This is a genomic window from Pseudomonas sp. B21-019, assembly GCF_024749225.1.
Classification (GTDB): Bacteria; Pseudomonadota; Gammaproteobacteria; order Pseudomonadales; family Pseudomonadaceae; genus Aquipseudomonas.
The window spans coordinates 4,373,441-4,394,140 of record NZ_CP087193.1; the positions used below are offsets into that span (position 1 = coordinate 4,373,441).

Annotated in this window: 17 protein-coding genes; 8 read left to right on the forward strand and 9 right to left on the reverse strand. The window is 60.2% G+C overall.

The features are described 5' to 3' along the window. Window positions 1–3: 3 nt before the first annotated feature. From prpD to LOY36_RS19325, 6 genes are all read right to left on the reverse strand, one after another. A complete protein-coding gene (gene prpD, locus LOY36_RS19300) occupies window positions 4–1,488 on the reverse strand; it encodes a 2-methylcitrate dehydratase (protein ID WP_258670227.1) in 1,485 nt (494 codons plus the stop codon). Between the two features lie 193 nt (window positions 1,489–1,681). After that, on the reverse strand, window positions 1,682–2,872 hold the full coding sequence (prpF, locus tag LOY36_RS19305; RefSeq protein ID WP_258670229.1) for a 2-methylaconitate cis-trans isomerase PrpF: 1,191 nt from the start codon (window positions 2,870–2,872) through the stop codon (window positions 1,682–1,684). Between the two features lie 52 nt (window positions 2,873–2,924). Further along, window positions 2,925–5,519 (reverse strand): Fe/S-dependent 2-methylisocitrate dehydratase AcnD, encoded by a 2,595-nt coding sequence (gene acnD / locus LOY36_RS19310; RefSeq protein WP_258670232.1) that lies wholly within the window; start codon window positions 5,517–5,519, stop codon window positions 2,925–2,927. 108 nt (window positions 5,520–5,627) lie between these two features. After that, window positions 5,628–6,755, reverse strand: a complete 1,128-nt coding sequence (gene prpC / locus LOY36_RS19315) for a 2-methylcitrate synthase (protein WP_018925251.1) — start codon at window positions 6,753–6,755, stop codon at window positions 5,628–5,630. A gap of 138 nt (window positions 6,756–6,893) precedes the next feature. Further along, window positions 6,894–7,784, reverse strand: a complete 891-nt coding sequence (gene prpB / locus LOY36_RS19320) for a methylisocitrate lyase (protein WP_018925250.1) — start codon at window positions 7,782–7,784, stop codon at window positions 6,894–6,896. Then, a complete protein-coding gene (locus LOY36_RS19325) occupies window positions 7,781–8,503 on the reverse strand; it encodes a GntR family transcriptional regulator (protein ID WP_019648256.1) in 723 nt (240 codons plus the stop codon). Before LOY36_RS19325 ends, prpB begins: the two co-directional genes overlap by 4 nt. Window positions 8,504–8,800: 297 nt before the next feature. On the opposite strand from LOY36_RS19325, the gene LOY36_RS19330 reads away from it, so the two are divergent. The 4 genes from LOY36_RS19330 to pabB all read left to right on the forward strand — a co-directional run bounded on the left by LOY36_RS19330 (window position 8,801) and on the right by pabB (window position 13,447). Then, the gene (locus tag LOY36_RS19330; RefSeq protein ID WP_258670236.1) at window positions 8,801–9,337 is read left to right on the forward strand and encodes an ATP-dependent zinc protease; all 537 of its coding nucleotides are present in this window, start codon (window positions 8,801–8,803) and stop codon (window positions 9,335–9,337) included. Window positions 9,338–9,342: 5 nt separating this feature from the next. Continuing rightward, window positions 9,343–10,878, forward strand: coding sequence for an inactive transglutaminase family protein (locus LOY36_RS19335; RefSeq protein ID WP_019648255.1), 1,536 nt, complete (start codon window positions 9,343–9,345; stop codon window positions 10,876–10,878). Next, entirely contained in the window at window positions 10,878–11,864 is a 987-nt protein-coding gene (locus LOY36_RS19340) for an alpha-L-glutamate ligase-like protein (RefSeq protein ID WP_258670239.1), read from the forward strand. Before LOY36_RS19335 ends, LOY36_RS19340 begins: the two co-directional genes overlap by 1 nt. A gap of 245 nt (window positions 11,865–12,109) precedes the next feature. Then, window positions 12,110–13,447 carry an aminodeoxychorismate synthase component I gene (gene pabB, locus LOY36_RS19345; protein ID WP_258670242.1) on the forward strand — a complete coding sequence of 446 codons (1,338 nt, stop codon included), beginning with the start codon at window positions 12,110–12,112 and terminating at the stop codon, window positions 13,445–13,447. A gap of 119 nt (window positions 13,448–13,566) precedes the next feature. On the opposite strand, the gene thrH is transcribed toward pabB, so the two are convergent. After that, window positions 13,567–14,184 carry a bifunctional phosphoserine phosphatase/homoserine phosphotransferase ThrH gene (gene thrH, locus LOY36_RS19350; RefSeq protein ID WP_019648252.1) on the reverse strand — a complete coding sequence of 206 codons (618 nt, stop codon included), beginning with the start codon at window positions 14,182–14,184 and terminating at the stop codon, window positions 13,567–13,569. 171 nt (window positions 14,185–14,355) lie between these two features. On the opposite strand from thrH, the gene LOY36_RS19355 reads away from it, so the two are divergent. The 3 genes from LOY36_RS19355 to LOY36_RS19365 all read left to right on the forward strand — a co-directional run bounded on the left by LOY36_RS19355 (window position 14,356) and on the right by LOY36_RS19365 (window position 17,928). Continuing rightward, window positions 14,356–15,096, forward strand: coding sequence for a phosphoadenylyl-sulfate reductase (locus LOY36_RS19355; RefSeq protein WP_007942164.1), 741 nt, complete (start codon window positions 14,356–14,358; stop codon window positions 15,094–15,096). Between the two features lie 504 nt (window positions 15,097–15,600). After that, the gene (locus tag LOY36_RS19360) at window positions 15,601–17,142 is read left to right on the forward strand and encodes an NCS1 family nucleobase:cation symporter-1 (protein ID WP_258670247.1); all 1,542 of its coding nucleotides are present in this window, start codon (window positions 15,601–15,603) and stop codon (window positions 17,140–17,142) included. Between the two features lie 57 nt (window positions 17,143–17,199). After that, entirely contained in the window at window positions 17,200–17,928 is a 729-nt protein-coding gene (locus LOY36_RS19365; protein WP_007942162.1) for an aspartate/glutamate racemase family protein, read from the forward strand. Window positions 17,929–18,035: 107 nt separating this feature from the next. On the opposite strand, the gene LOY36_RS19370 is transcribed toward LOY36_RS19365, so the two are convergent. Next, window positions 18,036–18,959 carry a LysR family transcriptional regulator gene (locus LOY36_RS19370; RefSeq protein WP_019648249.1) on the reverse strand — a complete coding sequence of 308 codons (924 nt, stop codon included), beginning with the start codon at window positions 18,957–18,959 and terminating at the stop codon, window positions 18,036–18,038. A 124-nt stretch (window positions 18,960–19,083) separates the two neighbouring features. Here LOY36_RS19370 and LOY36_RS19375 point away from each other — a divergent pair, with 124 nt between their 5' ends. Continuing rightward, window positions 19,084–19,830 carry a 3-oxoacyl-ACP reductase family protein gene (locus LOY36_RS19375; RefSeq protein ID WP_018925243.1) on the forward strand — a complete coding sequence of 249 codons (747 nt, stop codon included), beginning with the start codon at window positions 19,084–19,086 and terminating at the stop codon, window positions 19,828–19,830. A 76-nt stretch (window positions 19,831–19,906) separates the two neighbouring features. Here LOY36_RS19375 and LOY36_RS19380 read toward each other — a convergent pair whose 3' ends face one another. Continuing rightward, on the reverse strand, window positions 19,907–20,602 hold the full coding sequence (locus tag LOY36_RS19380; protein ID WP_007942158.1) for an HAD-IA family hydrolase: 696 nt from the start codon (window positions 20,600–20,602) through the stop codon (window positions 19,907–19,909). Window positions 20,603–20,700: the final 98 nt, after the last annotated feature.

Genomic DNA, 20,700 nt, shown 5'->3' on the forward strand with positions numbered 1-20,700 from the left:
GGTTCAGATCACAAACAAATCCACAAACCGGTTCACCGGTGTCGCCTCAAGTGCTGCCGGGTCCTTGCACAGCGCAAGGATCTCGGCGCTTCGCTGAGCCGTGAAGCGCGTCGCCAGATTGGCCTTGAACTTGTCTTCCAGCAACGGAATGCCATCAGCACGGCGCCGGCGATGACCGATCGGGTACTCCACCATCACGTTATCGGTGCTGGAGCCGTCCTTGAAGAACACCTGTACCGCGTTGGCAATGGAGCGTTTGTCCGCCTCCAGGTATTCGCGGGTGAAACGCGGGTCTTCGACAATGACCATTTTGTCGCGCAGCAAATCGATAATCGGGTGCGCGGCGTGGAAGTCGTCTTCGTACTGCTCGGCCACCAGATTGCCGAATACCAGAGGTACGGCGGTCATGTATTGGAGGCAGTGATCGCGGTCCGCAGCGTTGGCCAGCGGGCCGACCTTGGAGATGATGCGGATCGCTGATTCGTGGGTGGTGATAACGATCCTGTCGATTTCATGCAGGCGATTCCTGACCAATGGATGCAGGGTGACGGCAGCCTCGCAGGCCGTTTGCGCGTGGAACTCAGCGGGGAAGCTGATCTTGAACAGCACGTTTTCCATCACATAGCTGCCGAACGGCCGGGAAAAACTGAAAGCTCGCTTGCCTTCAGGCTTGAGCCCCAGGTCGTTGTTGGTGTGGCTGAACAGTACATCGTAGAAACCCCATTGCTTGGCGGTCAGTACGCCGGGGATGCCCATCTCACCACGCATCGCAATGTCCGCCAGACGCACGCCCCGACTGGTCGCGTCTCCGGCCGCCCAGGATTTACGCGATCCGGCGTTCGGCGCATGTCGGTAAGTGCGCAGCGCCTGGCCGTCGGCAAAGGCATGGGACAACGCCGACAGCAGCTGCTCGCGATTGGCGCCCATGAGTTTGGCAGTGACGGCGGTCGAGGCGACTTTCACCAGAATCACGTGATCAAGACCGACGCGGTTGAACGAATTCTCCAGGGCGATCACGCCCTGAATCTCGTGCGCCATGATCATGGCTTCCAGCACAGCGCGAATGGTCAACGGGGCGTCGCCATTGGCCAGGCGCTTTTGCGACAGGTGGTCGGCCACCGCGAGAATACCGCCGAGGTTATCGGACGGATGGCCCCATTCGGCGGCGAGCCAGGTGTCGTTGTAATCGAGCCAGCGGACGATGCAACCGATGTCCCAAGCGGCCTTGACCGGGTCGAGACGATAGCTGGTGCCGGGCACGCGGGCGCCGCAGGGGACGACAGTGCCTTCGACGATAGGACCCAGGTGTTTGGTGCATTCGGGGAAACGCAGCGCCAGCAAGCCGCAGCCGAGGGTGTCCATCAGGCAATTGCGGGCGGTATCAAGCGCCTCGGGCGACTGGATGTTGAAATTGAGGACGTAGTCGGCGATGTCCTGCAGAACCGTGTCGTAGTCGGGGCGGGTGTTCAGGTCGACGTTGGCGCTCATGTTCGATTCACTCGGTCAGTGGTTCGTTGATGGGACCTCGGTTCAGGGTAGTCTCTGTCAGTTACTACTTTCTTATTTTGGCAACAGGATCAACTGTAGGAGCTGCCGAAGGCTGCGATCTTTTGATCTTGATCCTGAAAAGCAAAATCAAAAGATCGCAGCCTTCGGCAGCTCCTACGGGGGATACATCAAGCTAGAAAGAATCCCCCGGCACGCGAACGTAACCTTCCATCAACACCCGGGCACTGCGGCTCATGATGGCTTTTTTCACCGTCCACTCACCGTTGACCTGAGTGGCCTCGGCGCCCACGCGCAAGGTGCCGGACGGATGGCCGAAGCGCACGGCGTTGCGTTCGATACCGCCCGCCGCCAGGTTGACCAAGGTGCCGGAAATCGCCGCCGCCGTGCCGATCGCCACCGCGGCCGTGCCCATCATGGCGTGGTGCAGCTTGCCCATGGACAGCGCGCGCACCAGCAAATCAATGTCGGTGGCAGTGATCTTCTTGCCGCTGGACGCGATGTAATCCGCAGGTGGGGCAACGAACGCCACCTTCGGCGTGTGCTGACGCTTGGCGGCTTCGTCCAGATGCTGAATCAGCCCCATGCGCAGCGCGCCGTAAGCGCGGATGGTTTCGAACATCGCCAAAGCCTCCAGGTCACTGTTGATCGCGCCCTGCAACTCGGTGCCGGTGTAGCCGATGTCTTCGGCGTTGATGAAAATGGTCGGGATGCCAGCGTTGATCAGGGTTGCCTTGAGCGTACCGACACCCGGCACTTCGAGGTCATCCACCAGATTGCCGGTGGGGAACATCGAACCACCGCCACCCTCTTCTTCCGCCGCCGGGTCCATGAATTCGAGCTGCACTTCGGCCGCCGGAAAGGTCACGCCGTCGAGTTCGAAATCACCGGTTTCCTGCACCTCGCCATTGGTGATCGGTACATGAGCGATGATGGTCTTGCCGATGTTGGCCTGCCACACGCGCACCACCGCCACACCGTTGTGCGGAATGCGGCTGGCATCCACCAGGCCATTGCTGATGGCGAACGAACCGACCGCCGCCGACAGGTTGCCGCAGTTGCCGCTCCAGTCGACGAAAGGTTTGTCGATGGCGACCTGACCGAACAGGTAATCGACGTCGTGATCGGCCTTGATGCTTTTCGACAGGATCACGGTTTTGCTGGTGCTGGATGTCGCGCCACCCATGCCGTCGATTTGCTTTTCGTACGGATCGGGGCTGCCGATCACGCGCAGCAACAAGGCATCGCGGGCGGTGCCTGGCATCTGCGCCGCTTCGGGCAAATCCTTGAGGCTGAAGAACACGCCTTTGCTGGTGCCGCCGCGCATGTAGGTGGCAGGGATTTTTATCTGAGATGCGTGAGCCATATTGATCCTGTATGGCCAGCGCGGGACTTGAAATCCCGCGCGGCTCGTCGTGTTAAACGGCAACCGCCGACTCTTCGAGGAAGTCCTGAGCGAAACGCTGCAACACGCCGCCGGCCTCGTAGATCGACACTTCTTCGGCGGTGTCGAGGCGGCAGGTCACCGGCACTTCGACGCGGTCGCCGTTCTTGCGGTTGATCACCAGCGTCAGAGTCGCGCGCGGGGTGCGATCGCCGATCACGTCATAGGTTTCGCTGCCGTCTATTCCTAAGGTTTTACGATCGGTGCCCGGCTGGAACTCCAGCGGCAGCACGCCCATGCCCACCAGGTTGGTGCGGTGAATGCGCTCGAAACCTTCGGCGGCAATCGCTTCCACCCCCGCCAGACGCACGCCTTTGGCCGCCCAGTCCCGGGACGAACCCTGGCCATAGTCGGCGCCGGCAATGATGATCAGCGGCTGTTTGCGCTCCATGTAGGTTTCGATGGCTTCCCACATGCGCATCACTTTGCCTTCCGGCTCTACGCGGGCAAGAGACCCCTGCTTGACCTTGCCGTTTTCCTGCACCATTTCATTGAACAGTTTCGGGTTGGCGAAGGTTGCGCGCTGCGCGGTCAAGTGGTCGCCGCGGTGCGTGGCGTAGGAGTTGAAGTCCTCTTCCGGCAGGCCCATTTTCGCCAGGTACTCACCCGCTGCGCTGTCGAGCATGATCGCGTTCGAAGGCGACAGGTGATCGGTGGTGATGTTGTCCGGCAGCACCGCCAGCGGGCGCATGCCCTTGAGCGGACGCGCGCCGGCCAGCGCGCCTTCCCAGTACGGCGGACGACGGATGTAGGTGCTCATCTCGCGCCAGTCGTACAGCGGCGTGACTTTCGGGCCGGTGTCTTCGTGGATGGCGAACATCGGAATGTACACTTGGCGGAACTGCTCCGGCTTGACCGAGGCCTTGACCACCGTGTCGATTTCTTCGTCGCTCGGCCAGATGTCTTTCAGGCGGATTTCCTTGCCATCGACCACGCCCAGTACATCTTTTTCGATGTCGAAACGGATGGTGCCGGCGATGGCATAAGCCACCACCAATGGCGGCGATGCGAGGAACGCCTGCTTGGCGTACGGGTGAATCCGCCCGTCGAAGTTACGGTTGCCGGAGAGTACGGCGGTGGCGTACAGGTCGCGGTCGATGATCTCTTGCTGGATCACCGGATCCAGCGCGCCGGACATGCCGTTGCACGTGGTGCAAGCGAAGGCCACGACGCCGAAGCCGAGTTGCTCCAGCTCTTTGGTCAGGCCGGCTTCATCCAGATACAGCGCCACGGTTTTCGAACCGGGTGCCAGGGACGACTTGACCCACGGCTTGCGGGTCAGCCCGAGTTTGTTGGCGTTACGCGCCAGCAGGCCAGCGGCGATAACGTTGCGCGGGTTGCTGGTGTTGGTGCAGCTGGTGATGGCGGCGATGATCACCGCGCCATCGGGCATTTGCCCCGGTACATCGTCCCATTGGCCGGAGATGCCTTTGGCGGCCAGATCCGAGGTCGCGACACGCGCATGCGGATTGCTCGGGCCGGCCATGTTGCGCACCACCGAGGACAGGTCGAAGCTCAGCCCACGCTCGTACTGCGCGCCTTTGAGGCTGTCGGCCCACAGGCCGGTCTGTTTGGCGTAGTTCTCGACCAGTTGCACTTGCTCGTCTTCACGGCCGGTGAGTTTCAGGTAGTCGATGGTCTGTTGGTCGATGTAGAACATCGCTGCCGTAGCGCCGTATTCCGGGGCCATGTTGGAAATGGTCGCGCGATCGCCGAGGGTCAGCGCGGAAGCGCCTTCGCCGAAGAACTCCAGCCATGCGCCAACGACTTTTTGTTTGCGCAGGTATTCGGTCAGCGCCAGCACCATGTCGGTGGCGGTGATGCCCGGTTGCAGCTTGCCAGTAAGCTCGACGCCAACGCTTTCCGGCAAACGCATCCACGACGCGCGGCCGAGCATCACGCTTTCCGCTTCCAGACCGCCAACGCCAATGGCGATCACACCCAGTGCATCGACATGTGGGGTATGACTGTCGGTGCCGACGCAGGTATCAGGGAAAGCCACGCCGTCGCGCACCTGGATCACCGGCGACATTTTCTCCAGGTTGATCTGGTGCATGATCCCGTTGCCCGGCGGGATCACGTCGACGTTCTTGAAGGCTTTCTTGGTCCAGTTAATGAAGTGAAAACGGTCTTCGTTACGACGGTCTTCGATGACGCGGTTCTTTTCGAAAGCCTCGGGATCGAAGCCGCCGGACTCGACGGCCAGCGAGTGATCGACGATCAATTGCGTCGGCACCACCGGGTTCACTTGCGCCGGGTCGCCGCCTTGCAGGGCAATGGCATCGCGCAAGCCGGCAAGGTCCACCAGGGCGGTCTGGCCGAGAATGTCGTGGCACACCACGCGGGCCGGAAACCACGGGAAGTCGAGGTCGCGTTTGCGCTCGATCAGTTGCTTCAGGGAATCGGTGAGCGTGGCAGGGTCGCAGCGACGCACGAGGTTTTCCGCCAGCACGCGGGAGGTGTACGGCAGGGTGTCGTAGGCGCCGGGTGTAATGGCATCGACCGCCGCACGGACGTCGAAATAATCCAGAGAGCTGCCGGGCAGCGATTTGCGGAATTCAGTGTTCATCGTCAGGACTCGGTCACGGTAATTTCAAAAGGTGGGCGCCTGGCACCGGGCTGAACCCCGCCCCTACAGAGGTCGGGATTCAGTAACCAGTACCGGCGCCCTCCTCGGTCAGCGTTGTTCGATTGGCACGAACTTGCGCTGTTCGACGCCGACGTACTCGGCGCTTGGACGGATGATGCGGTTGTTGGCACGTTGTTCGAACACATGCGCCGCCCAGCCGGTCAGGCGTGAGCAGACGAAGATCGGTGTGAACAATTTGGTCGGGATGCCCATGAAGTGGTACGTCGAGGCGTGGTAGAAGTCGGCGTTCGGGAACAATTTCTTCTGTTCCCACATGGTTGCGTCGATGGCTTCTGAAACCGGGAACAACACCGTGTCGCCCACTTCGTCGGCGAGTTTTTTCGACCAGCCCTTGATCACCTCATTGCGCGGATCGTTGTCCTTATAGATCGCGTGGCCGAAGCCCATGATTTTGTCCTTGCGTGCCAGCATGCCGAGGGTGCCCTCGACCGCCTCTTCCGGCGAGCTGAAGCGCTCGATCATTTCCATCGCCGCTTCGTTGGCCCCGCCGTGCAGCGGGCCGCGCAGGGAACCGATGGCGGCTGTAATGCAGGAATACAGATCCGACAGCGTCGAGGCACACACCCGGGCGGTGAAGGTCGAGGCGTTGAATTCGTGTTCCGCGTAGAGGATCAGCGAAACGTTCATCACCTTGACGTGCAATTCGCTCGGTTTCTTGTCATGCAACAGGTGCAGGAAATGGCCGCCGATGCAGGCTTCGTCGGTCACGCAGTTGATGCGCTTGCCGTCGTGGCTGAAGCGATACCAGTAGCACATGATCGCCGGGAACGCGGCCAGCAGGCGGTCGGTTTTGTCGTGCTGCTCGGAGAAATCCTTCTCCGGCTCAATGTTGCCCAGGAACGAGCAGCCGGTGCGCATCACATCCATCGGATGGGCGTCGGCGGGGATGCGCTCCAGCACTTCTTTCAGCGCTTGCGGCAGGTCGCGCAGCTTGCTCAGTTTCTCGGTATAGCCGGCCAGTTGTAACTGGGTCGGCAGTTCGCCGTACAGCAGCAGGTAAGCCACCTCTTCGAACTGTGCGTCCGCCGCCAGTTCGCGAACGTCATAGCCGCGATAGGTCAGGCCGGCGCCCGACTGGCCCACGGTGGACAGTGCGGTTTGCCCGGCAACCTGGCCACGGAGCCCGGCGCCACTGAGTACTTTTGCTTCGGCCATTGCTGTCTCCAGTTTTCTTGAATTTGTTAGGGAATCGGCAAATTGTGATTCATCAGGTTATTGGGTGATGCCCAAAGATCGCAGCCTCGCTTCGCTCGACAGCTCCTACAGGGGCTGCGCGATCTTTTGATCTCTATTTCATTTCTTTGCCGCAAACAACGCATCGAGCTTCTGCTCGAACGTGTGGTAGTCGATGCGATCGTAAAGCTCCATGCGCGTCTGCATGGTGTCGATGACGTTCTGTTGCGTGCCGTCGCGGCGAATCGCGGTGTAGACGTTTTCGGCAGCCTTGTTCATCGCGCGGAACGCCGACAGCGGGTACAACACCAGCGACACATCGGCACCGGCGAGCTGCTCGGTGGTGTACAGCGGGGTCGCGCCGAACTCGGTGATGTTGGCCAGGATCGGCGCTTTCACGCGGCTGGCGAACAGTTTGTACATCTCAAGTTCAGTGATGGCCTCCGGAAAGATCATGTCGGCGCCGGCCTCGATGCACGCGGCGGCGCGATCCAGTGCAGACTCCAGACCTTCCACCGCCAGGGCATCGGTGCGGGCCATGATCACGAAGCTGTCGTCGGTGCGCGCATCAACAGCGGCTTTGATGCGGTCGACCATTTCCTGCTGCGAAACGATCTCTTTATTGGGACGGTGACCGCAGCGCTTGGCGCCGACCTGGTCTTCGATGTGAATCGCCGCCGCGCCGAACTTGATCATCGACTTCACGGTACGAGCGACATTGAACGCCGAGGAGCCGAAACCGGTGTCCACGTCCACCAGCAGCGGCAGGTCGCAAACGTCGGTGATGCGGCGTACGTCGGTCAGCACGTCATCCAGGCCGGTAATGCCCAGGTCCGGCACGCCGAGGGAGCCGGCAGCCACCCCGCCCCCCGACAGGTAGATAGCCTTGAAACCGGCGCGCTTGGCCAGCAGCGCGTGGTTGGCATTGATCGTGCCGACCACTTGCAGCGGATGCTCGCTGGCGACCGCATCGCGGAAACGCTGGCCTGGAGTGCTCTTGTTGGAACTCATGACTCACCTCGTTCAGTGGCTGTCGGGTTAGCGCCGTCCTGGTAGTGACGGGCGATATTGCGTTTGGAAGCGCCGATGTGACGGCGCATCAACAACTCGGCCAGTTCACCGTCACGGTCGGCGATGGCGTCGAGAATGCGGTGGTGCTCGGCAAACGCCTGGCGTGGCCGATTGGGCGTGGTGGAAAACTGGATGCGGTACATGCGCACCAGTTGATAGAGCTCGCCGCAGAGCATCTGGGTCAGGGTGCGGTTGCCGCTGCCCTGGATGATCCGGTAATGAAAGTCGAAATCGCCTTCCTGCTGGTAATAGCCGACGCCTGCCTGAAACGCCGCATCGCGCTCGTGGGTTTCCAGCACCCGGCGCAGGTCGTCGATTTCTTCAACGGTCATGCGTTCAGCCGCCAGACGGCACGCCATGCCTTCCAGGGATTCGCGGATTTCGTAGAGTTCCAGCAATTCGGCGTGACTCAACGACACCACCCGCGCCCCGACGTGCGGCACGCGAACCAGCAGGCGCTGGCCTTCCAGACGGTGGATCGCCTCACGCAACGGCCCGCGGCTGATGCCATAGGTGCGCGCCAGCTCCGGCTCGGAGATCTTGCTGCCCGGGGCGATCTCGCCTTTGACGATGGCCGCCTGAATGCGTCGGAAGACGTTTTCGGAAAGTGTTTCCGAGTCGTCCTGAACCGTGACCGGGGGATCGAGTTGATCCAGCATATTGTCGACACCTTTAAAAGCAATGCCGCAAAAACTAGCGAATAAGGCCGGTTACGTCAAAGGATAAATAGACATTGTCGACAATCGTCTAATAACCGCTTGCACCATAACGAAGCAGCACCCCCGGTTACAGCCGTCCGCCAGCGCTGGCGCCATAAAACCACCGTGCTAGAATGCCGCCCGCATTTGCTTGTCATCTGCATTGCCTGTCATAAAAAAAGGATAGGCATACGAGGGAGCTTGTGCAGCAATGCCAGGGCCTTGAATTGAAGAACGGACCGCTGCGCATCAGGATTTATGAGACTCAAGCTCTTCACCACATTTCTTTGTCTTCTTGGCCTGTCAGGTTTTGCCGCGGCAGGGGAAAAGACTGTGTACGGCCTCAATGAGTACGCGTCGCTGGATGGCATCAACCTGGAAGTTGCCGCCAAACTCGACACCGGGGCGAAAACCGCCTCGCTGAGCGCCCGCGACATCAAACGTTTCAAACGCAATGGTGAATCCTGGGTGCGCTTCTATCTGGCCATCGACGCCGCGCATTCGTACCCGATCGAACGACCGCTGGCCCGTGTCAGCAAGATCAAGCGCCGGGCCGGCGACTACGACCCGGAAGAAGGCAAGAAGTACACCGCCCGTCCGGTCATCGAGCTGGATATCTGCATGGGGTCGGCTTTACGCAGTATTGAAGTGAACCTGACCGACCGCAGTGCCTTCCAATACCCGCTCTTGATCGGCTCCGAGGCACTCAAGCGTTTCGATGCGCTGGTCGATCCAAGTCTTAAATACGCTGCTGGCAAACCTGCCTGCGCCACCGACGCACATACCGCAGAGTAATTCCAATGCGCTCTCTTACCCTCCATCTGAAATTGCTGATCGCCATCCTGGTGGTGCTGGGCATTTCAGTTACGGCCTATCAGATTTTCGTGCTCGGTATTCCGGTGACTGAAGACGCCACCGATGACTTGTGGAACATCGACGCCAAGGTCGAGTTCGTCGCCAACGCCAAAGACCCGATCAAGATCCAGATGTTCGTGCCGCCGCTGAGCCGCGACTACGTGAGCCTTAACGAGAGTTTCATTTCCAATAACTACGGTGTGGCAGTGAACCGTGTCGACGGCAACCGCAAGGTCACCTGGTCGGCGCGTCGGGCCAAGGGCAACCAGACCCTTTATTACCGCCTGGTGCTGACCAAGCGCTACACCGGCGAAAAATCCAAGGTCAAAGGGGCGACCTTCCGCGACAGCATCGCCGTCGAAGGTCCGGAAAAAATCGCCGCCGAAGCCTTGCTCGCGCCGATCCGCCAGCATTCGGCTGACGTCGAAACTTTCATCGGCGAAGCCATCAAGCGTGTCAACAACCTCAACGACGACAACGTGAAACTGCTGCTGGCCGGCGATCCGTCCACCGCGAACAAAGCCAAAATCGTCGAGCTGGTTCTGTCCATCGCCCACGTGCCGGTGGAAAAGGTCCACACCATCCGCCTGGTGGCCGATCAGCCGCAAACGCCTGAACTCTGGTTGCGCAGTTTCAACGGCACCGACTGGCTGTACTTCAACCCGGAAACCGGCGAACAGGGCCTGCCCACCGACCGCTTGCTGTGGTGGACCGGCGATGAAAACCTGATCACCGTCGATGGCGGCAAGAAAGCCAACGTCACCTTCAGCCTGAACAACAGCGAAATGAACGCCATTCGCCTGGCCAAGCTGACCGACGAGAACTCCGACGCCAATTTCCTCGATTACTCGCTGTACGGCCTGCCGCTGCAAACCCAGCAGACCTTCATGATCATGGTGATGATCCCGATCGGCGTACTGGTGATCCTGATCCTGCGCAACCTGATCGGCATCCAGACACTCGGCACCTTTACCCCGGTGCTGATCGCCCTCGCCTTCCGGGAAACCCAGCTCGGCTTCGGCATCGTGCTGTTTACCATCATCACGGCGCTGGGGCTGTCACTGCGTTCCTACCTTGAGCACTTGAAACTGCAAATGCTGCCGAGATTGTCGGTGGTGCTGACCTTCGTGGTGGTGCTGATCGCAGCAATCAGCCTGTTCAGCCACAAACTCGGGCTGGAGCGCGGGTTGTCGGTGGCGCTGTTCCCGATGGTGATTCTGACCATGACCATCGAACGCCTGTCGATCACCTGGGAAGAGCGCGGCGGCGGCCATGCCATGAAAGTGGCGATCGGCACGCTGTTCGCCGCCTCCCTGGGGCACCTGATCATGAGCGTGCCGGAGCTGGTGTACTTCGTGTTCACCTTCCCGGCGGTCCTGCTGATCCTGGTGGGCTTCATGCTGGCCATGGGTCGTTATCGCGGTTATCGCCTGACCGAACTGGTGCGTTTCAAGGCTTTCCTGAAGGAGGCTGACGCCTGATGTTCGGTCTCTGGAAGACCTGGAAAGCCCTGGAGGCCCGGGGCATCATGGGGATCAATCGGCGTAACGCCGACTACGTGCTCAAGTACAACAAGCGCAGCCTGTACCCGATCGTCGATGACAAGATCATCACCAAGGAGCGCGCCATCGCCGCCGGCATCCACGTGCCGGAGCTGTACGGCGTGATCTCCACCGAGAAGGAAATCGATAACCTCAAGGAGATCATCGGCGGGCGCACCGACTTCGTGATCAAACCGGCCCAGGGCGCCGGCGGCGACGGCATCATTGTGGTTGCCGACCGGTTCGAGGGGCGCTATCGCACAGTGTCCGGCAAGATCATCGAGCATGAGGAACTCGAGCACCATATCTCGAGCATCCTCACCGGCCTGTATTCCCTGGGCGGGCACCGCGACCGTGCGCTGATCGAATACCGCGTGACCCCGGACCAGATCTTCAAAAGCATCAGCTACGAAGGTGTACCGGACATCCGCATCATCGTGCTGATGGGTTATCCGGTGATGGCCATGCTGCGCCTGCCGACCCGCCAGTCCGGTGGCAAGGCCAACCTGCACCAGGGCGCCATTGGCGTCGGTGTCGACCTGGCCACCGGCCTGACATTGCGCGGCACCTGGTTGAACAACATCATCAACAAACACCCGGACACCACCAATGCGGTAGACGGCGTGCAACTGCCCTACTGGGACGGTTTCATGAAACTCGCCGCCGGCTGTTATGAGCTGTGCGGGCTGGGCTACATCGGTGTCGACATGGTGCTCGACCAGGAGAAAGGGCCGCTGATTCTTGAGCTCAACGCCCGGCCCGGGTTGAACATTCAGATTGCCAACGATTGCGGGCTGACGTCGCGCACCCACGCGGTCGAAGCGCGACTCGAAGAGCTGAAGGCGCGCGGGATCACCGAAACAGTGCAGGAACGCGTGGAGTTCGTTCAGGAATTGTTCGGGCATATTCCGGCGGTTGAGGGCTGACCTGTGGCGAGGGGGCTTGCCCCCGTTCGGCTGCGCAGCAGTCGTATAACCGGCTAATGCGGGTTATCTGGTACACCGGGGGAGAATGACGTGGGGTCGCTGCGCAACCCAACGGGGGCAAGCCCCCTCGCCACAGGTCTTGCGCAGCCGCTTTCAACCTGCCAATCCCCGACATCCCCTCTAGGAGCAAATCCTGCGGAGGACTACAATCGCTCCCCCGCCTCGTTGGCTGATCTGCCCCGCCCATGTTGACCTGTTCTGTACACCCGCTGCCCTATCGCGCCAACCCTGCCGAGTACTTCGCGGCGATTCGTCATGCCCCTGGTGCCGTGCTGCTCGACAGCGGCCGGCCGAGTGCCGAACGTGGGCGTTTTGACCTGCTCAGCGCCTGGCCGCTGGAGCAACTGGCCGTGTTGCCGGATGAAAGCGGCAGCCATTTCCTGCAACGCCTTCGCAACAACCTTACACGGCTCGGTGAAGCAACCGTCCCTGACGACCTGCCCTTCGCCGGTGGCCTGATCGGCTACCTGAGCTACGACTTCGGCCGGCACCTGGAAAACCTGCCGAGCCAGGCGCGGGACGATCTGCAATTGCCCGACGCACGCTTCGGGCTGTATGACTGGGCGCTGATCAGCGATCACCACCAGGCCACCAGTCAACTGGTGTTCCACCCGACACTGATCGAAAGCGAGCGACAACGGCTGATCGAATTGTTCACTCAGCCCACCACCGAGAACATCCAGCCATTCAAACTGGACAGCCCGATGAGCGCCGACCTGAGCGCTGACGACTATCGGCAAGCCTTCGAACGCATTCAGCAGTACATCCAGGCTGGCGACTGCTATCAGGTCAACTTCGCCCAGCGCTTTCGCGCCCAATGCCAGGGCGATCCGTGGGCGGCCTATTGCGCGCTGCGGGCGGCTTGCCCGACACCGTTTTCCGGCTTCCAGAGCTTGCCCGACGGCGACGCGGTGCTGAGCCTGTCGCCGGAGCGCTTCGTCAAAGTCAGCGAGCGCCACGTCGAAACCCGCCCGATCAAAGGCACCCGCCCCCGCGGGCTGACCGCTGCCGAAGATGCGGCGAACGCCGCCGAACTGCTGGCCAGCCCCAAGGACCGCGCGGAAAACCTGATGATCGTCGACTTGCTGCGCAACGATCTGGGTCGTACCTGCCGCATTGGCTCCGTACGGGTGCCGGAGCTGTTCAGCCTGGAAAGCTATCCGAACGTGCATCACTTGGTGAGCAGCGTTACCGGCGAACTGGCGGATGACAAGGACGCACTGGATTTGATCGCCGGCAGCTTCCCCGGCGGCTCGATTACCGGCGCGCCAAAGATTCGCGCCATGCAGATCATCGATGAACTGGAACCGACCCGTCGCGGGTTGTATTGCGGTTCATTGCTGTATCTGGACGTGCGCGGGGAGATGGACAGTTCCATCGCCATTCGCAGTTTGTTGGTCAAGGATGGGCAGGTGTGCTGCTGGGGCGGCGGGGGGATCGTCGCGGATTCGGATTGGCAGGCGGAGTATCAGGAATCGATCACCAAGGTGAAGGTGTTGCTCGATACGTTGCAGAACCTGTAATCCTTTTACTGGCCAACACCATCCTCTGTAGGAGCTGCCGCAGGCTGCGATCTTTTGATCTTGTTTTAAAAGCAAAATCAAAAGATCGCAGCCTGCGGCAGCTCCTACAGGGATCGGGTTTACAGGCTCAGATTGCGGTTCGAAGCCTTGATAAATTCCTGCTTCAACTCGGCAAAGCTGTGCACCGCCGGGAACTGCGGGAACTCGCGAATCACATTGTCCGGCGCATGGAACAGAATCCCGGCATCCGCCTCGCCCAGCATCGTCGTGTCGTTGTAGGAATCCCCCGCCGCGATCACTCGGTAGTAGAGGCTCTTGAACGCCAAAACCGACTGACGCTTGGGATCTTTCTGACGCAACTGATAGCCCGTGACCCGACCGACATCGTCAGTAATCAGACGATGGCAAAGCAACGTCGGGAAGCCCAGTTGACGCATCAGCGGCTGGGAAAACTCGTAAAAGGTGTCCGACAAAATCACCACCTGAAAGCGCTCACGCAGCCAGTCGACAAATTCGCTGGCGCCTTCCAGAGGCTTGAGCGTGGCAATCACTTCCTGGATATCAGATAGCTTCAGGCCGTGCTCGTCGAGAATCCGCAGGCGCTGCTTCATCAACACGTCGTAGTCGGGAATGTCCCGAGTGGTGGCCCGGAGGGACTCGATCCCGGTTTTTTCGGCAAAGGCGATCCAGATTTCCGGGACCAGCACACCTTCAAGATCCAGACAGGCAATTTCCACAAGACACTCCCATTAGTATTATTTATGAGTCGAGCGAGCAAAAGGACTGCCGAACTCTAGCGACTCGCCCCCCTCCGTGCAACGCAGAGGACGCGCCAGCCACCGCAGGATTTTGTTACCATCGACGCATATAGAGCGCCCAGCGCCACCGACCTGTAGGAAGCCGCCCTGATGAGCCCATCGTTCGATGTCGTGGAACTCGCCACGACCTATGCCAACAAATCCGCCCAGGACATCCTGAAACTCGCGTTCGCCGAGTTCGGCGATGACCTGTGGATATCTTTCAGCGGCGCCGAGGATGTGGTGCTGGTGGACATGGCCTGGAAGCTGAACAAGAACGTCAAAGTGTTCAGCCTCGACACCGGCCGCTTGCATCCCGAGACCTACCGCTTCATCGAGCAGGTGCGCGAGCACTACAAGATCGATATCGAAGTGGTGTCGCCGGACTACAGCAAGCTCGAACCTTTCGTGAAGGAAAAAGGCCTGTTCAGTTTCTACAAGGATGGCCATGGCGAGTGCTGCGGCATTCGCAAGATCGAGCCGCTGCGCCGCAAACTGTCTGGCGTGACCGCCTGGGCCACCGGCCAGCGTCGGGACCAGAGCCCGGGCACACGCAGCGCCGTCGCGGTGCTGGAAATCGACACCGCGTTTTCCACCCCGGAACGTACCCTGTACAAGTTCAACCCGTTGGCACAGATGACCAGCGAAGAGATCTGGGGTTACATCCGCATGCTGGAGCTGCCGTACAACAGCCTGCATGAACGCGGATTCATCAGCATTGGTTGCGAGCCTTGCACCCGTCCGGTGCTGCCGAACCAGCATGAGCGCGAAGGTCGTTGGTGGTGGGAAGAAGCCACGCAGAAAGAATGCGGGCTGCATGCCGGGAACATCATCAGCAAGTCCAAAGCTTAAAAGATCGGGCCCGTAGCAGCTCCTGCAGGAGCTGGCGAAGCCTGTGATGGTTTTACTTTAAAAAAGTGTACACAGAAATGTCACCATAAGTGCCATATCTGTGTGCACTTTTAGTTTCAGTGCCCCAAAAAGTTACATTCCCCTGTCCTGACTTCCTCAGTCGAACACTCCGACAAAACCCCGCCCAAAATAAATACCTGTTCAATCGGTCAATTTATATCGTCTTTTTTTCAACTACTTATCTTCATTCAATAACAAAACGAAATTAGCCTTAAATTTTATAGATCACCGACTGGCACATATCTGGCTTAAGTGAACACATGTTTTGTATACAATAAATACAAAAACATACACACACTTTAGATCCGCAAGCCTGAAGCGCCCTATCCCGTACAGGCTGCAGATGCCCCGTAACCAATGATGCTCTCCCACCCGCGACGAAGATTTTTCGAGCCCACGCTCATGCACAGTCATCGCGGCAACGAGCTTCAGGAGCCTGCCGGAATGCGTACTAGCCTCCCCAATAACAATATTGCGCTGGATCTGCCCTCTCCGCTTTCTACCTCAGTGATTCACGATCAAACGTTTCAACCACCCGTCGTGCTCAGCCCCCGCCTGCACAACAAGGACCTCGCGCCGACCAAGGCCGAAGGTCGACGCTGGGGCCGTTACAGCATCTTTGCCCTGTGGACAAACGATGTGCACAACATTGCCAACTACTCCTTTGCCATTGGCTTGTATGCACTGGGCCTGAGCGGCTGGCAGATTCTGCTGTCCCTGGGAATCGGTGCGGCGCTGGTGTATTGCTTCATGAACCTTTCCGGTTACATGGGCCAGAAAACCGGGGTGCCGTTTCCGGTGATCAGCCGGATCAGTTTCGGCATCCATGGCGCGCAGATTCCTGCATTGATTCGCGCCGTTATCGCCATTGCCTGGTTCGGAATTCAGACGTACCTGGCGTCAGTGGTCTTTCGCGTATTGCTGACGGCGGTGCATCCCGGACTCGCCGATTACGACCACAATTCGATACTCGGGCTGTCGAGCCTGGGCTGGGTGTGTTTCGTGGCGATCTGGTTCGTGCAGTTGGCGATCCTGGCCTATGGCATGGAAATGGTGCGACGCTACGAGGCGTTTGCCGGCCCGGTGATTTTGTTGACCGTCGCCGCCCTCGCCGGCTGGATGTACTTCCAGGCCAACGCCACCATCGCCTGGTCGATTCGTGAACCGCTGAGTGGCGGTGAGATGTGGCGCAATATCTTTGCCGGCGGCGCCTTGTGGCTGTCGATCTACGGCACGCTAATCCTCAATTTCTGCGACTTCGCCCGCTCTTCTCCCTGCCGCAAGACCATCCGGGTCGGAAATTTCTGGGGCCTGCCCGTCAACATTCTGGTATTCGCCGGGATCACCGTCCTGCTGTGCGGTGCGCAATTTCAGATCAATGGCCGGATCATCGAAAGCCCGACCGAGATCATCGCATCGATTCCCAATACCTTCTTTCTGGTACTCGGTTGCCTGGCGTTCCTGATTGTCACCGTGGCGGTGAACATCATGGCCAACTTCGTGGCCCCGGCCTTTGTCCTGAGCAATCTGGCGCCCAAATACCTGACCTTTCGCCGCGCCGGGCTGATCAGCGCGACCATCGCAGTGCTGATCCTGCCGTGGAACCTCTACAACAGCCCGCTGGTGATCGTGTATTTCCTGTCTGGCCTCGGCGCCCTGCTCGGCCCGTTGTACGGGGTGATCATGGTCGACTACTGGCAGGTACGAAAAGGCCGGATCAACGTGCCGCAGTTGTACAGCGAAGATCCCGATGGCGATTATTACTACAGCCGTGGGGTTAATTTGCGCGCCGTGGCGGCGTTCATTCCGGCAGCCTTGATCGCCATTGTCCTGGCCCTGGTGCCAGGTTTCGACAGTGTCTCGCCATTCTCCTGGCTGATTGGCGCCGGGATTGCAGGGATGCTCTACCTGATCATCGCCAAACGGCAGCCTTACTACGCCGATGTCAGCGGTGAAACCATCGCGGTCGATAACGTCAGCCATTAATCCTCTTGGCGGCCCGGTGACATCGGGCCGCAAACCACCTCGCTATAAGGACCTCCCATGCGAATTCTCGTGGTCAACGTCAACACCACCGAATCCATTACCCAGGCCATCGCCCGCCAAGCGCAGTCCGTGGCCGCGCCCGGCACGGAAATCATTGGCCTGACCCCGCATTTCGGCGCCGACTCCATTGAAGGCAATTTCGAAAGCTACCTGGCCGCCATCGCCGTGATGGACCGGGTCATGTCCTACGATCAGCCCTTCGATGCGGTAATCCAGGCCGGCTACGGCGAGCACGGCCGCGAAGGTTTGCAGGAGTTGCTCAACGTGCCGGTGGTGGACATCACCGATGCCGGCGCCAGCACCGCGATGTTCCTCGGCCATGCCTATTCGGTGGTCACCACTCTCGACCGCACCGTGCCGCTGATCGAGGATCGCCTCAAATTGTCCGGGCTCTGGGACCGCTGCGCGTCGGTGCGGGCTAGCGGGCTCGCGGTGCTGGAGCTGGAATCCGATCCGGAACGTGCACTGGAGGCGATTGTCCGTCAGGCGGAACTGGCGGTGAGCGAGGACAAGGCTGAGGTGATTTGCCTGGGCTGTGGCGGCATGGCCGGACTGGATGAACAGATTCGTCAGCGCACCGGCGTACCGGTGGTGGATGGCGTGACGGCAGCGGTGACCATTGCCGAATCACTGGTGCGGCTGGGGTTGTCGACGTCGAAAGTACGGACGTATGCGACGCCGCGGCCGAAGACCATTATTGGTTGGCCTGGGCGGTTTGGGCGGTAGACCGCGTTATCGATCTTCGCGGGCAAGCCTCGCTCTCACAGGCTTTTGCATCATTCCGTGGGAGCGTGGCTTGCCCGCGATGGCCTCCCCTTGGTCCCAAGCCGGGCTCAAACTGCACTGAACCGCTGCCCCAACCCCTGCTCGGCAAACTGTTCAATGATGAAGTCGACAAACGCCCGGGTCTTGCCCGGCAGCAGTTTGTGCTCGGCGTAATAGATGGAGATGTTGCCATCGTCGACGTACCAGTCGGGCAACACCCGCTGCAAGGTCCCGGCGTCCAGATAGCCCACGGCGAACGGCATGCTCACCAATGCAATGCCCAAATCCTGGGTCGCCGCAGCGCAGGCCGCTTCCGAATCGCTCATGGTCATTCGCGCCTTGAGCGTCAGCGGGCTGTGTTGCCGGTTGCGACAGGTCAATTGCCAGGAACGCACGCGCCCCGTCTGCGGCGACCGTATCAGGATGCCATCGTGGCGCTGGAGGTCATCGGGCTCGATGATCGCTTCGTGCCCCGCCAGATACCCGGCTGAAGCCACCAACACTCGATGGGCGGGCGTCAGCTTGCGCGCCACCACGCCCTGGGGCAGGTCGAATCCACCACCAATCGCCGCATCGAACCCCTGGCCGATCAGGTCGACCTGACGGTTATCGAAATGCCAGTCCGGGTTGATCGCTGGAAAGCGTCGCAAAAACTCTCCGAGCAACGGCACGATGTACAAGCGCCCGAACACCGTGCCCATGCTGACCTTCAGCGTTCCCGCCGGACGTCCTTCGGCGCTGGCCAGGTTGGCCACGGCATTCTGGATCGTATGCAAGCTGGCGCTGACTTCGCCGAGAAACAGCTGACCGGCCTCGGTCAGCGTCAGGCTACGCGTGCTGCGCTGGAACAGCCGCACACCGAGTCGCGCCTCCAGCTTGGCGACGCTCTTGCCCACCGCAGCAGGCGTCAGGCTCAAGCGCCGCGCAGCCTCGGCGAAGCTGCCGACCTCAGCGCTGCGCACGAAGCATTCGATACTGCTGAAGGTTTCCATAAGCACCACTATAAACTTCTGGTTTACACAGACTATAGCAATCACGGTCTACCCGCCGGGTAATGCGAAGCCGATACTCGACTCCGACAACAAGGCAGCCTGCCTTGAACTTCTGGAGATCGACATGACCACTCAACACCTCAGCGGTAAAGTAGCTCTGATTCAAGGCGGTTCACGCGGTATCGGTGCTGCCATCGTCAAACGCCTGGCCGCAGAAGGCGCAGCCGTCGCCTTCACCTATGTCAGCTCTACCGCCAAAGCCGAAGACCTGCAAAACAGCATCATCTCCGCCGGCGGCAAAGCCCTGGCCATCAAGGCCGACAGCGCCGATGCCGTTGCTATTCGCAATGCCGTCAACGCCACCGTCGAGACCTTCGGCCGCCTGGACATCCTGGTCAACAACGCAGGCGTTCTGGCCGTCGCACCGCTGGAGGACTTCAAACTCGAAGACTTCGACCAGACCCTGGCCATCAACGTACGCAGCGTGTTCATCGCCACCCAGGAAGCCGCCCGCCACATGACCGAAGGCGGTCGCATCATCAACATCGGCAGCACCAATGCCGAGCGCATGCCTTTCGCCGGTGGCGGCCCGTACGCCATGAGCAAATCGGCGCTGGTCGGCCTGACCAAAGGCCTGGCTCGCGACCTTGGCCCGCGGGGTATCACCGTCAACAACGTGCAACCAGGCCCGGTCGACACTGACATGAACCCCGCCAGCGGCGACTTCGCTGATAGCCTGATCCCGCTGATGGCCGTGGGTCGTTACGGCAACGTGGAAGAAATCGCCAGCTTCGTCGCTTATCTCGCAGGTCCCGAAGCTGGCTACATCACCGGTGCCAGCCTGACCATCGACGGTGGTTTCGGCGCCTGATACACCGCTCGACTGACACAAAAAAACGCCGGCAATCGATTGCCGGCGTTTTTTTGTGTCAGAGATTATCGAATGATCACGCCCATTCAAGCGCCGGCAAGCCACATGCGCTGGGCTTGAACGCCTTCAACGTACGAAGAATGCCGTCGGCGTGTGCGTATTTTTCGTCGGCCATCGCCGCATCCGGGACCGCAATCGCCGTCATTCCTGCCGCTTTGGCTGCAGTGACGCCGAACGGCGAATCCTCGAATACCAGGCAATCCCGGGGCGCGACCCCAAGACGTCGTGCCGCCGTCAGGAAAATATCCGGCGCCGGTTTCGCCGCCCCCACTTCCGGGTCATCAGCGGTGACAATGAAGTCAAACAGCGCGAACCAGTCGCGGTGCAAAGTGGTTTTCTGACCAAACGACTGACGCGAAGAACTGGTGCCCACCGCGATAGGAATGTTGTTGGCTTTCAAGTGCCGAACCAGTTCCTCTGCTCCGGGCATCGCCAGCGCCGTCGGAAAACGCTCGCGCATCAAGGGCTCGCGGATCACCAGAAACTCTTCGGCGGTGATCGGCAAGTCCAGCGCCTCGACCACATAGCGCGCCAGATCTCCCGCGCCACGGCCAATGATGTTCTGTTTGACGCTCCAGTCGAAGGTCCGCCCATAACGCTCGGCAATGATGGACGTGACCTCGGTGTAAATGCCCTCGGTGTCCAGCAGCAAACCGTCCATATCGAAAATCACGGCCTTGATCGGACCGAACTCATCCAAGGGTGCACTCATCGCATCTGATCCGTTTTCTCATGACATCCCAGGACGGCTCAGGTACGGCCGGATCCGTGATGGATTAAAGGGTTCAGCAGCATAGCGAGCGCGATTGG

What these genes read in the sequence shown, in the direction of transcription:
- prpD (WP_258670227.1), bottom strand. Translation starts at nt 1,488, where the DNA reads ATGAGCGCCAACGTCGACCTGAACACCCGCCCCGACTACGACACGGTT.
- prpF (WP_258670229.1), bottom strand. Translation starts at nt 2,872, where the DNA reads ATGGCTCACGCATCTCAGATAAAAATCCCTGCCACCTACATGCGCGGC.
- acnD (WP_258670232.1), bottom strand. Translation starts at nt 5,519, where the DNA reads ATGAACACTGAATTCCGCAAATCGCTGCCCGGCAGCTCTCTGGATTAT.
- prpC (WP_018925251.1), bottom strand. Translation starts at nt 6,755, where the DNA reads ATGGCCGAAGCAAAAGTACTCAGTGGCGCCGGGCTCCGTGGCCAGGTT.
- prpB (WP_018925250.1), bottom strand. Translation starts at nt 7,784, where the DNA reads ATGAGTTCCAACAAGAGCACTCCAGGCCAGCGTTTCCGCGATGCGGTC.
- LOY36_RS19325 (WP_019648256.1), bottom strand. Translation starts at nt 8,503, where the DNA reads ATGCTGGATCAACTCGATCCCCCGGTCACGGTTCAGGACGACTCGGAA.
- LOY36_RS19330 (WP_258670236.1), top strand. Translation starts at nt 8,801, where the DNA reads ATGAGACTCAAGCTCTTCACCACATTTCTTTGTCTTCTTGGCCTGTCA.
- LOY36_RS19335 (WP_019648255.1), top strand. Translation starts at nt 9,343, where the DNA reads ATGCGCTCTCTTACCCTCCATCTGAAATTGCTGATCGCCATCCTGGTG.
- LOY36_RS19340 (WP_258670239.1), top strand. Translation starts at nt 10,878, where the DNA reads ATGTTCGGTCTCTGGAAGACCTGGAAAGCCCTGGAGGCCCGGGGCATC.
- pabB (WP_258670242.1), top strand. Translation starts at nt 12,110, where the DNA reads ATGTTGACCTGTTCTGTACACCCGCTGCCCTATCGCGCCAACCCTGCC.
- LOY36_RS19355 (WP_007942164.1), top strand. Translation starts at nt 14,356, where the DNA reads ATGAGCCCATCGTTCGATGTCGTGGAACTCGCCACGACCTATGCCAAC.
- LOY36_RS19360 (WP_258670247.1), top strand. Translation starts at nt 15,601, where the DNA reads ATGCGTACTAGCCTCCCCAATAACAATATTGCGCTGGATCTGCCCTCT.
- LOY36_RS19365 (WP_007942162.1), top strand. Translation starts at nt 17,200, where the DNA reads ATGCGAATTCTCGTGGTCAACGTCAACACCACCGAATCCATTACCCAG.
- LOY36_RS19370 (WP_019648249.1), bottom strand. Translation starts at nt 18,959, where the DNA reads ATGGAAACCTTCAGCAGTATCGAATGCTTCGTGCGCAGCGCTGAGGTC.
- LOY36_RS19375 (WP_018925243.1), top strand. Translation starts at nt 19,084, where the DNA reads ATGACCACTCAACACCTCAGCGGTAAAGTAGCTCTGATTCAAGGCGGT.
- LOY36_RS19380 (WP_007942158.1), bottom strand. Translation starts at nt 20,602, where the DNA reads ATGAGTGCACCCTTGGATGAGTTCGGTCCGATCAAGGCCGTGATTTTC.